Below are 11,779 nucleotides of genomic sequence, written 5' to 3' on the forward strand. Positions count from 1 at the left end.
CGGAGCCTTGACGCGACAAGGCAGCGCTGGCCAACACTCAGACGGGGTGCATAACCCGATGAAGAAAGTCCTTAGTGCGTTCGTGTCTCGGATTTCGAAGCAGTTCCTTGGCCGGACCTTGCTCAACGATCCGGCCGCCGTCGAGAAAGAGGACGCTATCGGAAACCTCGCGGGCGAACTGAATTTCGTGCGTAACCACGAGCATGGTCATGTTCTCGTCTGCGAGCGCGCGCATGACCTGCAGGACCTCGCCGACCGTTTCCGGGTCAAGTGCGGAGGTGGGCTCGTCGAAAAGAATGGCGTGTGGGCGCATCGCCAGGGCGCGGGCGATGGCCACGCGCTGCTGTTGGCCGCCCGACAATGACGCGGGATAGGCATTCGTCTTATCGGCCAAGCCGACGCGATTGAGCAATGCCGTGGCCCGCTCCCGGACCTGGTTCCTATTTTCCTTCAGCACGTAGAGCGGCCCTTCCATGACATTTTCCAGGGCTGTGCGGTGCGGAAACAGGTTGAAACGTTGGAAAACCATGGAAACGCGGGTGCAGATGGCGTGAACCTGGGGCGAGGCGGCATCGACCACGGTGCCGTCGATGCTGATGCGACCGCGCTGATAGGTCTCAAGCCCGTTGACACATCGCAGAAGCGTCGATTTGCCGGAACCCGAGGGTCCAATCAGACATACGACCTGTCCTTTGGCGATCTCGGCGTTGATCCCCTTGAGGACTTCGTGGGAGCCGAAGGACTTGTGCACGTTTTCAAAGGTGATCATCCCGCCGCCCCAAGATAGCTTTCGATTCTACGCATAAACAGGTTCAGCGGAACCGTCAGGCACAGGTAAAGCAGTGCCACCAAGGTAAAAACTGTCATGTTGTCGAATGTGGACGACGCGAGCATCTTGCCCTGCATGGTCAACTCCTGAACCGAAATCACCGAGACAAGCGAGGAGTCCTTCAGCAGCATGACCATATTGTTGGCGTAAGGCGGCAGGATGATCTTGAATGCCTGCGGCAGCACGACGCGGCGCATCATCAACGGACGCTTCATCCCGATCGATTTTGCCGCTTCGACCTGACCCTTATCGACCGCCTCGATGCCAGCCCGGAAGGTTTCCCCGAGATAGCAGGAGTGAGCCAGCGCCAGCCCGATCGTGCCAGCCTGGAGCGCAGTCAGGTTGATGCCGATCTCGGGCGCGACAAAGTAGATATAAAAGAGAACCACCAACAATGGTATGCCGCGCACGAAGTCGACAAGGAGCCGCGTCGGCACGGCGAGACAGCGTATCCCCGATGTCCTGAACAGCGCCCAGACAAGGCCGAGCGCCGTTGCAAGACACAGCGCAAGAAGGGTTATCATGACGGTCAGCCAAACGCCGTTAAGAAGAAGCGGCAAATATTCCGTTGCATGCGCGATGAATTTGGTCATGGCCGGCTTCCTCTTGGCACGTACCCCGGCCGTCAAAGCCGGTCATTCCGATGCGATCCTTTGGTCCTGCCAGCCGGCGCTTCTGTCGAGGTCAGTGCGGGTCGGCCTCAAAGGCCATATTTGGCAAATATTCGGCTTAATTCGCCGCTTTCCTTCAGCTTGGCGATGGAGGCATTCACCTTTTCGAGAAGCAGTGGATTTTCCTTGGCAACCGCCAACGCGACCTCGCCTTTTTTCATCGGCTGATAGCCGTCGACGAGGCGAACACCCAGGCCGGGATTCTTTGAAAGCTGATATGCGACGATCGGGGCGTCACCGAAACCGGCCTTGATGCGGCCCAGAACCACATCGCGCATCATGTCAGCGATTGAGTCGTAGAGCTTGACTTGACCGAAGACGCCAAGCGCTTCCAGAGCATCAGCATAGGTCGAGCCGATCTGCGCCCCGACGGTCGCACCTCTGAGTTCCTCGATCGTGTAGTTTTTGCTATCGCCGGCAGCAACAAACATCGCCTCGCCATAGGCGTAAACCGGCGTGCTGAAATCGATCACCTGCTTTCGTTTGTCCGTTATGAACATGCTGGCGGAAATCAGATTGATTTTGTCGGTCGTCAATGCCGGGATCAGGGCTGGAAAAGCGTTTATTTGAAAATCGGCGGTCGTGCCAAGGCTCGCGGCAATCGCACTTGCCAGATCGACCATCGCGCCTGTCGGCTTTTGGGTTGCGGTGTCGACAAACGTGAACGGCACTCCGGTTGGCGTGACGCCGACTCTGAGCGTTTCCTCAGCCATCGTCTGAGTTGCCATTGCGACACTGAGGGCTGCGAGCCAGCCGATGAGCGTTTTCCGAAGCATGAACATTCCCCTTACATCATGTTTGAATCGAGATTCCGCTCGCTAAGCGAGTTGAATTTGCCTCTCCTGGATAGCTTTTAGGAAGTCGCAATACCGTCCAATGGTGGACGAGATCATCAATCGATCAGAAAAAATCGCATCCGTTCATGATCGCCTCTATCTTCTCTTCAGGACATCTTGGTCGCGCGCCGTTCAAGTGAGGGCGTGAAATAGTCACGGCCCTCGGCAACGTATTCCCACGCTTCGGCAACTGACTGAAACGATGGTTGTGCTTTGTTCGGACCGGTCGAACGATCCAAATCCTTGAGGCCGCTCGCTGTCACGATGGCAACGACGCTGTCCGACCGCGCGATGGTGCCTTCTCGCCTCAAGGATTCGATAGCTGCAAATGGCGTCACCGAGGCAAGCTCGGCAAACACACCCTCGGTGGCCGCAAGCTGCTGCTGCATCGCTATCAAGCCGATATTGCCGACCGGCATTGCCGTGCCGCCAGATTCACGCAGGGCGTTGAGCGCCTGAAACGTGCTTCGTGTGGTGCCGATCGAGATGGCAAGCGTGTCGAAGCTTGCGGGGACTTCGGCAACCAGATCTCCCTTGCCGGCAAGGGCTCTGGCCAAAGATCCATGCACTTCCGCCGCCACGAGTCTCGGCAACCGCTCGATCTTGCCTTGGCTGAGAAGATCCTTGAATCCGGCCCACAGGCCGGCAAGCGCGTCCCCGTAGCAAACAGGCAAGGCGCACCAGTCCGGCACTGCACCGTGCATTTGTTCGACGATTTCGTAAGCCAGGGTCTTGTAGCCCTCGATCCCGACAGGATGACTGCCCACCACGGGGCTGTGAAACGGTGACGTTGCAAACCATCCGAGGCGCTCGGTACCAGCGGCAAGCAGTGGCCAGCGATGGGACTTGTCGGCCAGGGATACGACGCTTGCGCCGTATTTGCGGATCTGCGCCAACATTGCGCCGGCGGTGCCTGAGAATGTGACAACGACGCATTTCAGGCCCGCCCGTGCAGCATAGGCGGCAAGTGAGGCCCCGGCGTTCCCCGACGAAGCAGTCGCCACCACGCGTGCGCCACTCAAACGTGCCATCGACACCGCCACCGTCGAGAAGCGGTCCTTGTGGGACCAGGTAGGGTTTGCGCCCTCGTCCTTGATAAGCAGCTTGGGGACGCCGAGCTGCTTTCCCAGCTTCTCGGCGCTCAGCAACGGCGTCAGGCCCTCGCCCAAGGAGATTGCATCGCTGAGTCCACAAGGAAGCATGTCGGCATAGCGCCAGAGCGAGGGCAGGGCGGCACCCGCTGCGGAAGCGGCCGATGTAGCTCCGGACGGATCGTAGACGACCTTAAGATTGGCCGGTGCTTCGGCACAGCATTTCGGGCAGCCGCGTGAGTCGATTTTGGTATCGATCCGGAACAAGGCGCCGCATCGAATACAGGAAAACCCTGCCGCGCGGCTCATAACGGCACCCGCGTGATTGCATCGTGCGTCTGCGTCAGCCGCTCCACTCCGCGCTCGCGAACAACCACCATGTCCTCCACCTGGAGTCCCCAGCGGCCGATTTCGTAGTAGGGGGTCTCCACGCACAGCACCATTCCTTCTTCAAGGATGTCTGTACTGCGCGCCGAGAGCGTCGGCGCATCATAACCATCAAGGCCGATGCCATGTCCGACGTGATCGCGCTCGTAGCGGGCAATTCCTTCGCGCCTCACCACACGCACGACCGTCTCGAAGAGCTGTGCTGCTGCCATGCCCGGACGGATAATGTCGCAGGCATGCTGAACGCCGCGCAGCAGCGCTTGCTGAAGTCGATGCGCCTGCGGCGGCGGCTCGCCCAGCGTGGCGATGCGGGCAATGTCGGCGCGGTAGTGCCGGAACCGGCCACCGACGTCGAAGCGGATGATTTCTCCAGCGCGCAACCTGCGGTCAGACGGCTGGACGTTCATGAGCGCGCTGCGCTCGCCAAAGCCGATGCATCCCAGTACGGGCAGGGCGCCTTCCTCGACCGTCCTGACATGAAAAGCGCGCGCCAGATCTGCTTCGGTGGCGCCTTCCTGAGCAACGCCGAGTGCTGCTTGAATGGAGCGTTCGGCAATCTGGGCAACTTGGCCGAGCCGTTCGATTTCATCTGCCGTTTTTACGGCACGAACCTCGCGAAGCAATGCGGTGGCTGGTAGGAACGACGCATTGGGAAAATGGGCTCTGAGGGCTTCCTGGTATCCTGGTGCGAGCCCGGCCTCGTCTATGCCGATCCGCCCACGGCCGAGCTGAGCTTCTTCCAATGCGGCGACCAAAGCCGCGATGGCATTGCCATGCCTCGGCAGGTCTCGAAGCTGGAGGTGCCGTTCATTGGCGAGGTCCACGGTCGTCGAGGAACCGACATCGGCGTAAAAGTCGCCGTAGCGCCGAACCTTGCTTACCCACAGTTCCTGATCGGCTACGAGGTCGAGCGTGCTGGAGCTGGCGATGATTTCAGGCGTGCCCTTGTCAGGAGCCGGCCACACCACATAAGCCTGCGGGCCGCGACGGATCCATTGCGGCAGAGCCCAGAAGCCGCTCATGTAGGTCACGTTTTCCGGGGCAGTCGCTATAATTGCGTCAAGCCCGGCTGCCGTCATCCATTGTTTCAGGCGCGCTTCGTTAAGCAGCATGATGGGAATCCCGGGCCTGTTTTGCTTCCAGAAAGCCGAGGCCGGCGGAAATGCGCGCCGCAGCCGCCATTACTGCCTCCCCAATCTCAGCGATCTCCACATGCGGTCCCACTGACCGGGGGTAGGCCGCACTTATAGCCGCGATGATTGTGCCTGATGCATCGCGAAGCGGTGCGCCGACCGCAATCAGCCCGGTAAAGTTCTCGTCCAGGGATGTTGTGTAACCAATGGGCTCGGACGCTCTGATTTGAGCAACGAGCTTGTGCGGATCGGTGACTGTGCGTACGGCAACCTGCTCCAGTGGACCTCGTCCAAGAATCGCAATGACCGCCTCGCCGCTCAGCTCCATCAGGAGCGCCTTGCCCAATGCGGTGGAGTGCAAGGGGAAGGTCTCGCCAGGTGAAGAACGAATGACGACCGGACTCTTGCTTTGCACGGTCAGAAGATAAATTCCGCAGCTGCCCCGCCTGATACCGAGGAATGCGTTGAAGCACCCTTCGGAGGCCAGCGCCTGCAGTTCGATTTCAGCCAAACCAACCAGGCGATCTCTGCCCAGGACCTTCCGCGCCAGCGCCAGCACGGAGTGACCCAGCCGGTAACGTCGCGAGTCTGGCGACTGCTCGACATAGCCCTGCTCTGCCAGGGTGTTCAGAATTCGCTGCACGGCGGGAGCACTCTGCTCAAGCCGGCGGGCGAGTTCGCGCACCCCGACAGCTTCGTCCGCTCCCTTGAGGACATTGAGAACCGCAAGCCCACGTTCCAACGAAAGATTTCCTGTCACTGGCGTTCCTTATTTCGGAATGGCGTTCCTTAATATGATGAGAAAAGCAGCAATGGCCGCGCCTGTCAATGACGAATGTTCATTATAGTGTGTCGTCCTAAAGTGTGCCCATCGACGACCATGCCGTCATGGACCTACGGTTGGTTGTCGGCCTCAACGTACAGAGGATTCGGCGCGCACAGGCCCTCTCTCAAGAGGAACTGTCGTTCCGTTCAGGATTCACGCGCGCCTATCTGAGTGGTCTCGAGGCCGGCCGTCGCAATCCCACACTCCTGTCGCTCGCAAAGCTTGCCACCGCTTTGAGCGTCGACATCGAGGAGCTGACGAAACGGCCCGGCAAAAACGCCCGAGCCCCAGCTGGTGATTGTGCTGTGGCGCCGCGTGAGCGGCGCAAGGGAAAATCCTGATGCTCTCGGCGGCCTGCTGACCAGCGCATCACGGCGCGTTTCGACGGATGAGCTGCTCCACGTCAACTTGCAATGCCAACGCCAGTACCTCCAGCGTATCGACGGTCGGTGAGTTTTCCTCCCGCTCGAGCTTGCCCACATAGTTGCGGTCGAGGCCGGCAAGGTCCGCGAGCTGCTCCTGCGACAAGCCGGTGCCTTGGCGAAGCAACCTCAGATTGCGAGCAAAAACAGACCTCAGCCTCATGCAGCGAGGCAGTCAGAACGCGCCCTTTAGTGCCACCTACTATAGTAGTCAAAAGTCATGCCGGACGTTGCGGTCGGACCTAAGTTATTTATTTTGTTTTCTTTGTCTCAGTACATTGAAAGGGCCTACAATGGCGGCGGTTCACGGGGGCGTCTTACAGGACCAGCTAATACAAATCTTTGAAGCAACCGCGCAGATTGACCGTGCAACCAGCGCCCCCGAGATCATTCGGCAACTGCGCAAGAGCATCGAATGTCACGGCTACGCAGCCTGTCTCGTCACCGAATTGCCACGCCAGGACACCGGATCACTGGATGGACACATCCTTGTTAACGGTTGGCCGCAGGAATGGTACGACCGCTATATGGCTGCCGGACACTATCGCCATGACCCTTGTGTTGCTGTGTGCCGTGGTGCGATCGGGCCCTTCCTCTGGCGGGACGTCCATCATGGCTTGACGGACCGAAATGCCAGGAGGGTGATGGATGAAGCGAAAGAGTTTGGGCTTTGCGACGGGATCTGTATCCCGATCCAGCCCGCGTTTGGCGATCCGGCCTGTGTAACGGTTGCCGGAAATGAAATTGATTTGGCGCCGACGGTGCGCTGCACCATTCATGCCCTTGCGCGCCATGCCTATTCGGCTGCCGAACGCCTCGTTGATAACTCGCGCAGGCGGCCGAGACAAAAGCTTTCCCAACGAGAGCGTGAAATCCTGCAGTGGGTCGCGGGAGGAAAGACCGCGTGGGAGGTTTCCCGAATACTTGGCATCTCGGAAAACACTGTGACGACCCACCTGCGCAACATCAAGCAGAAGCTCAGTACCGCCAACGTTGTGCACGCGATCGTCGAGGCGTTTCGCAGGCACGAAATCGAACTTTGATCCATCCCCAGATCTGGGTATTTCCCGGGCAATCGTCGCGTGGTCGGATGGGGTTCCATCTCGAGGAACCGCAATGATTCAGGTCCATGTCGTCGACGCGTCAAACAGCTTTGCCTATCGAGGGGATCTCGACAGCTACTTCCGCCTGCGGCATGAAATCTATGTCGATGAACGTGGATGGCAGGACCTGAGACGCCCCGACGGTCGCGAGATCGACGCGTTTGATACTCCAGAAGCGATTCATCTGCTCGGCATCCAGCCAGGAAGAGGCGTCGTTGCCGGATCCCGTTTCGTGCCGAGCCTTCGGCCCCATCTGATGAGCGAAACCTTTCCGCAACTCGCCGAGGGCGGCGTTCCGCGCCGACCCAATATCTTTGAATGGACCAGGTTCTTCGTGGCGCGGGATCTTCGTGAGCCCGGCCGACCTTGCCAGGCAGCCGGCGTGATCTACTGCGGAATTCTGGAATTCTGTATCCAGCGACATATCAGCAATCTGACAATCGTGTGCGAGGAGTACTGGTTCGACCGCCTCGCATCGATTGGCTGGAATCCGAAGCAGCTTGGGCCTGCGCTCGCACATGGTGATATGACGATCATCGGTCTGATGGTTGATGTCAGCCCGTCAGCCTTGATCGCGACGCGACAATTCTACCGCATAACCGAGCCTGTGCTTTGGGCCGAAACGCCATTCAAGCGGCTGGCCTGACCGCGGGCCGTCCGCTTTTGGGCGTCACGCCTCGAACGAACATGCTGCCTGACACTCGCAGAGGGCGGCGATGTACTATCGCGTGCAAATCGGCTGTCTGCCTCGCGCCATAACGGCCATTCAAAGGCGGAGGTGTCCAAGACGGGCGCGCGCTGAGGCGGGGCAAGCGGTACCAGCCTTGGCATCGAAATCGAGAAGAAGGTCGGGGAAAAGGACACACCGGATCTTGGAGAGTACGACTTCTCCTTCGATCCAGTTCCTTTTTTGGGCAGTTCACGCCCGAGAGCCTGGTGAAGGCGACGGACACAATTCTTGAGGGCCTGGCCAAATTTCCCGATGCGTCGCTGTTATCGTGCGGGCTGGCTTGGGACCCACTGGCCGCATCCTCGCAGGCCTCCACGTGACCGCCAAGGGTCGCGGTGCGGCAGTGCTCGATCGCCATGATGGACAACACAGACATCAAGGCAGGTGAAGTCAAGATCGGCGAGCTGAAGGGCAACATGGACGCGATCAACGCAGCCCGACGAAAGGGCGGCTGTGTTGCCGGCACTCTGTAAGCCGCTCCAACGTTAAAATTGTCGGCTTGCTTCCCGCCCTCGCGACTGCGGAGTGATCGTTCCATCGATTGACTCGCGTAATGCACAGGCAGTTAATCTCCCCGCAAGGGCAAAAGAGGGGCTATGAAACTGGGAGAAAACGATGACTGTCCAAAAAGAAGACTATCGAACCAACAGAGCCGACTTCGCCATAGCTGCCATGCATAGCCGAGCGACCCCTGAGGGCGATCGTGACGATTTGGTGGCGAGGAAAAAGGCCCTGTGGGTAACAGATCGGCGATCTGCAAAATTGGCTGCAAACCCGTCCGAAAGCTCGCCAGAACCCAAGGCAAAAGCGCGCGGTAAGTGAATCGTGCCAGTCAATTTCTTACTGCCGAGTACCTCGTTCACATTGTTCGATTACATTACATTTATCTAATGTACTAACCAGCCAGTCGGGCATTCCCGAAGGCTCGCTGGTCAGGCTCAGCGGCCCCCCTAACCCAAGCTGCTGGGCCGCCTGCTAAGGAAGTGCGTATATCGCTGATACGGTCGTCGGTGACCCCCCTCCGTACCGCGGCCGGGATCGCAACCACGTCACCGACCGGACTGGGCGCTCAGCCGCGACGGTTTTTTGGCGCTGGCCGGCCCAGGGGTGGCGCCCTGCCGGCGGCGGAACAAAAAAACCGGGAAGGCGGGGGGCTGGAAACAGCGTAGTTGAAGCCGATGTTCGGGACGATATTGAGGACGAGCTTCTGGCTGAGGAGTTTGCCGAGATCGATGCTGTCTTGGCACGCTCATCAAAGATCCTCAGCGGCGCAGACGTGCCTGGTCGAAAGGAGGAAACGTCAAGACGTGACCGGCCGGAGCCGCAAAACGGCCTGATCTACGATCTCGACTGGAATAAAGAAGAACGGCTGGCCGAATGGCAGGCCGTGATTGCCGGGACGAGCGATCAGCCCATCGTTCTGCGCGGCGCAATCCTGCTTAAGGCCTGGTCCGACAACATCGAGGTGCTGCAGCATGCCGCATGGCTTGGGCCACTGCTGATTGCCGCGCTGCTGCGCCAGGAAGGTCTTGCCGCCAACCATCTCGCCTGCCAGCATCTCGGTGCCAAAAACATTCCGCGCGAGCGTCGGCGAGCACACAATCGCAGTGACCGGTTGCTGGCCTCCCTCGATGCGATCCATGACGCCGCACTCGTGGGGCTGAAGGAGCACAACCGGCTGGTGATGGCGAAAAGCCAGATGGAGCGAAAACTCCGCGACCGCCGCGCCAGCTCGAAACTGCCCGACTTGATCGAACTGGTGCTGTCGCGGCCACTTGTCTCGACAGGCCTTATCCAGGACAGCCTGAACGTGACAAAACAGGGGGCGCTCAATCTTGTCGGCGAGCTCGGCCTGCGCGAGATGACGGGCAGGGGAAGGTTTCGCGCCTGGGGGATTGTTTAGTCCGCTTCCATGATTTTACGAAATTATCGAACTTGACGAACTTGCGCTCTGTAACCATATTGGTGACAGCAGGAGGTTCTCATCATGGCCGCTCCAAAACGCATCAATCATAGCGGGACCGCATCGCATGCGGGAGTCGCCGCCCTGAGCTTCACCACAAAGCTGCCGGCACAGGCAGACTTCAAGAAGGTATTGCTCGAACGCTATCAGGAAGCGATCGCACGCAGCCGCAAGATCGGCCACCGCGTATCGTTCCGGGTAGAGGTCGATCCGGCGGCTGATGCGCAGACGATCACGCCGGTCGAAGAGCAACCGATCGCTTCGGATGTGTTTCCCGTCGAGGATACAGGCATGCCCGATGCCGAACTCGAGGCGGCTCTCGCCGAAGCGCGCGCGCGTGGCCACAAGCGTGTCGCCGAAATTGTCGCCGGCGAGGAGATGCTGAGCGCTGAAGACTTCGCCAAGCTGCTCGGCACGTCGCGGGTGACCGTCAACGCCAGGCGGCAGAGCGGGCAGGTGCTCGGCATCGATGGCGCCAAACGCGGTTTCCGCTTTCCTGTCTGGCAACTCGACAAGGACGGTCGTCCCTTCGGCGCATTGCCGGCGCTGCATGCCATGTTGGGCAACAGTGCCTGGGCCGTCTATCGATTTCTGGTTTCGCGCCATGGCGCCCTCGATGGCCGGACGGGCCTTCGAGCCCTTCAACAAGGCGACGATGCCTCGGTGTTGGCCGCAGCGGAAGGCATGGCCAGCGGCGATTTCGACTGAGTGCCCGGCGTTCCACCTCCAGCCGATTTCGGGCGCGCAAAGCTCGAAATCGAGACCGTATCGCCGGACGGCCATTCGGCCGGATCTACTAGAGCACCTATCCTGATCCATTGGGGTACGGGAAGTCGCCGAGCCGGTTCAGCGATCCTCGACGCCGTCTTGATGCCAACCGGTTTGGCGTTCTGTACCTCGGTGACTCTCTGAAGGTGTGCTTCCTCGAGACCGTGCTCCGCGACCGCCGCGAAGCAATCCTTGCCGATCTTCCAATAGAGGAGGTGGAACTGACCCGACGGCGCTATGCGCAGATCACGACCACAGCGGACCTACGCCTGGTCCACCTCACAGGCGACAATGCCCATTCGGATGGGTGTGCCGACCGATGTCGTTCGGGCACAGCGCCAGAACCTGGCACGCCGGTGGTCACTGGCGTTTCACGAGCACCCATCTGAGCCCGACGGGATCATTTATCCCTCGCGCCTCAACGAGGCGACCAATCTTGCCATTTACGATCGCGCGGTACCGAAACTTCAGGCGAAGCGTGTTATGACCCTTCTCGGCGCGCCAGGACTGGCTCAGGTTCTGGAGGATTCAGGGTGGGGTTGGTGTGAAGATGCAGCACGTATCCGTATCGCTTGGCGAAGATGGCTGTAGCGCCAGAAGCGTCCACTAAGCCGGAGCAACGGAACGACCGACCGGGAGCCGTCGGTCTGCTTCGGATCAGCGGCTGGCCAAAGCCGACGTAGCTCGTCGGAAGCTCGCGAGCAAATGCCGGCTTGCTGATTTCCACGCCCGGAAGCGAACCGTCACACAAATCCGCATCTCAGGCATCACCTTGCAGACGGCCGGTTCGCCATTTCGACGGCATAGGGTGCATGGAGCACCCGACGCCCCACCCCTACCTCTGAAAATGCCCCAACCCGTTCTCATTGAGATAGTCCACCGTCATCACCCGCGCGCGAATGCCGCCGGGGGAACCAACGAACTTCACCGATGACAGCGAGCCGGTCGGCGCGTTCTCTCCGCGGGGCGTGAGGGCGTAGGTGTCGCCGTCCCAGTGCTCGAGCGTGAACTGCATGGGCT

The 11,779-nt window shown here is 59.9% G+C and carries 14 protein-coding genes and 1 pseudogene; 7 read left to right on the forward strand and 8 right to left on the reverse strand.

Annotated features, from left to right (window positions below; genetic code table 11):
* Positions 1-37: 37 nt before the first annotated feature.
* The 6 genes from NKH49_RS22820 to NKH49_RS22845 form a co-directional block, all read right to left on the reverse strand.
* Positions 38-769, reverse strand: a complete 732-nt coding sequence (locus tag NKH49_RS22820; RefSeq protein ID WP_352927973.1) for an amino acid ABC transporter ATP-binding protein — start codon at positions 767-769, stop codon at positions 38-40.
* Positions 766-1,422 (reverse strand): amino acid ABC transporter permease, encoded by a 657-nt coding sequence (locus NKH49_RS22825; protein ID WP_352472982.1) that lies wholly within the window; start codon positions 1,420-1,422, stop codon positions 766-768. Before NKH49_RS22825 ends, NKH49_RS22820 begins: the two co-directional genes overlap by 4 nt.
* 107 nt (positions 1,423-1,529) lie before the next feature.
* A complete protein-coding gene (locus NKH49_RS22830) occupies positions 1,530-2,276 on the reverse strand; it encodes a substrate-binding periplasmic protein (protein WP_352472981.1) in 747 nt (248 codons plus the stop codon).
* Positions 2,277-2,443: 167 nt separating this feature from the next.
* Positions 2,444-3,736, reverse strand: coding sequence for a threonine synthase (locus tag NKH49_RS22835; RefSeq protein WP_352472980.1), 1,293 nt, complete (start codon positions 3,734-3,736; stop codon positions 2,444-2,446).
* Complete coding sequence (locus tag NKH49_RS22840) at positions 3,733-4,926, reverse strand: M24 family metallopeptidase (protein ID WP_352503482.1); 1,194 nt, start codon at positions 4,924-4,926, stop codon at positions 3,733-3,735. The genes NKH49_RS22835 and NKH49_RS22840 overlap by 4 nt, the downstream gene beginning before the upstream one ends.
* A complete protein-coding gene (locus NKH49_RS22845; protein WP_352685962.1) occupies positions 4,916-5,707 on the reverse strand; it encodes an IclR family transcriptional regulator in 792 nt (263 codons plus the stop codon). The genes NKH49_RS22840 and NKH49_RS22845 overlap by 11 nt, the downstream gene beginning before the upstream one ends.
* Before the next feature lie 140 nt (positions 5,708-5,847).
* Here NKH49_RS22845 and NKH49_RS22850 point away from each other — a divergent pair, with 140 nt between their 5' ends.
* A complete protein-coding gene (locus tag NKH49_RS22850) occupies positions 5,848-6,114 on the forward strand; it encodes a helix-turn-helix domain-containing protein (RefSeq protein ID WP_352472977.1) in 267 nt (88 codons plus the stop codon).
* 28 nt (positions 6,115-6,142) lie between these two features.
* Here NKH49_RS22850 and NKH49_RS22855 read toward each other — a convergent pair whose 3' ends face one another.
* The gene (locus NKH49_RS22855) at positions 6,143-6,358 is read right to left on the reverse strand and encodes a helix-turn-helix domain-containing protein (RefSeq protein WP_292654544.1); all 216 of its coding nucleotides are present in this window, start codon (positions 6,356-6,358) and stop codon (positions 6,143-6,145) included.
* 130 nt (positions 6,359-6,488) lie between these two features.
* On the opposite strand from NKH49_RS22855, the gene NKH49_RS22860 reads away from it, so the two are divergent.
* The 6 genes from NKH49_RS22860 to NKH49_RS22885 all read left to right on the forward strand — a co-directional run bounded on the left by NKH49_RS22860 (position 6,489) and on the right by NKH49_RS22885 (position 11,148).
* Positions 6,489-7,238 (forward strand): autoinducer binding domain-containing protein, encoded by a 750-nt coding sequence (locus tag NKH49_RS22860; RefSeq protein ID WP_352685964.1) that lies wholly within the window; start codon positions 6,489-6,491, stop codon positions 7,236-7,238.
* A 73-nt stretch (positions 7,239-7,311) separates the two neighbouring features.
* Complete coding sequence (locus NKH49_RS22865) at positions 7,312-7,944, forward strand: acyl-homoserine-lactone synthase (RefSeq protein ID WP_352503485.1); 633 nt, start codon at positions 7,312-7,314, stop codon at positions 7,942-7,944.
* A gap of 699 nt (positions 7,945-8,643) precedes the next feature.
* On the forward strand, positions 8,644-8,850 hold the full coding sequence (locus tag NKH49_RS22870; RefSeq protein ID WP_352503486.1) for a hypothetical protein: 207 nt from the start codon (positions 8,644-8,646) through the stop codon (positions 8,848-8,850).
* A gap of 406 nt (positions 8,851-9,256) precedes the next feature.
* On the forward strand, positions 9,257-9,931 hold the full coding sequence (locus tag NKH49_RS22875; protein WP_502907919.1) for an RHE_PE00001 family protein: 675 nt from the start codon (positions 9,257-9,259) through the stop codon (positions 9,929-9,931).
* An 84-nt stretch (positions 9,932-10,015) separates the two neighbouring features.
* Positions 10,016-10,699, forward strand: coding sequence for an XRE family transcriptional regulator (locus tag NKH49_RS22880; RefSeq protein WP_352927978.1), 684 nt, complete (start codon positions 10,016-10,018; stop codon positions 10,697-10,699).
* Positions 10,700-10,809: 110 nt separating this feature from the next.
* Positions 10,810-11,148: an RES family NAD+ phosphorylase gene (locus NKH49_RS22885; RefSeq protein WP_352927981.1), complete on the forward strand. Its 339-nt coding sequence runs from the start codon at positions 10,810-10,812 to the stop codon at positions 11,146-11,148.
* Between the two features lie 446 nt (positions 11,149-11,594).
* Here NKH49_RS22885 and NKH49_RS22890 read toward each other — a convergent pair.
* Positions 11,595-11,779, reverse strand: a pseudogene (locus NKH49_RS22890) (serine hydrolase); the annotation flags it as partial.

The sequence above is a fragment of the Mesorhizobium sp. M1088 genome (assembly GCF_040318575.1).
Lineage (GTDB): Bacteria > Pseudomonadota > Alphaproteobacteria > Rhizobiales > Rhizobiaceae > Mesorhizobium.

What these genes read in the sequence shown, in the direction of transcription:
- NKH49_RS22835 (WP_352472980.1), bottom strand. Translation starts at nt 3,736, where the DNA reads ATGAGCCGCGCGGCAGGGTTTTCCTGTATTCGATGCGGCGCCTTGTTC.
- NKH49_RS22865 (WP_352503485.1), top strand. Translation starts at nt 7,312, where the DNA reads ATGATTCAGGTCCATGTCGTCGACGCGTCAAACAGCTTTGCCTATCGA.
- NKH49_RS22820 (WP_352927973.1), bottom strand. Translation starts at nt 769, where the DNA reads ATGATCACCTTTGAAAACGTGCACAAGTCCTTCGGCTCCCACGAAGTC.
- NKH49_RS22860 (WP_352685964.1), top strand. Translation starts at nt 6,489, where the DNA reads ATGGCGGCGGTTCACGGGGGCGTCTTACAGGACCAGCTAATACAAATC.
- NKH49_RS22870 (WP_352503486.1), top strand. Translation starts at nt 8,644, where the DNA reads ATGACTGTCCAAAAAGAAGACTATCGAACCAACAGAGCCGACTTCGCC.
- NKH49_RS22830 (WP_352472981.1), bottom strand. Translation starts at nt 2,276, where the DNA reads ATGCTTCGGAAAACGCTCATCGGCTGGCTCGCAGCCCTCAGTGTCGCA.
- NKH49_RS22825 (WP_352472982.1), bottom strand. Translation starts at nt 1,422, where the DNA reads ATGACCAAATTCATCGCGCATGCAACGGAATATTTGCCGCTTCTTCTT.
- NKH49_RS22880 (WP_352927978.1), top strand. Translation starts at nt 10,016, where the DNA reads ATGGCCGCTCCAAAACGCATCAATCATAGCGGGACCGCATCGCATGCG.
- NKH49_RS22840 (WP_352503482.1), bottom strand. Translation starts at nt 4,926, where the DNA reads ATGCTGCTTAACGAAGCGCGCCTGAAACAATGGATGACGGCAGCCGGG.
- NKH49_RS22855 (WP_292654544.1), bottom strand. Translation starts at nt 6,358, where the DNA reads ATGAGGCTGAGGTCTGTTTTTGCTCGCAATCTGAGGTTGCTTCGCCAA.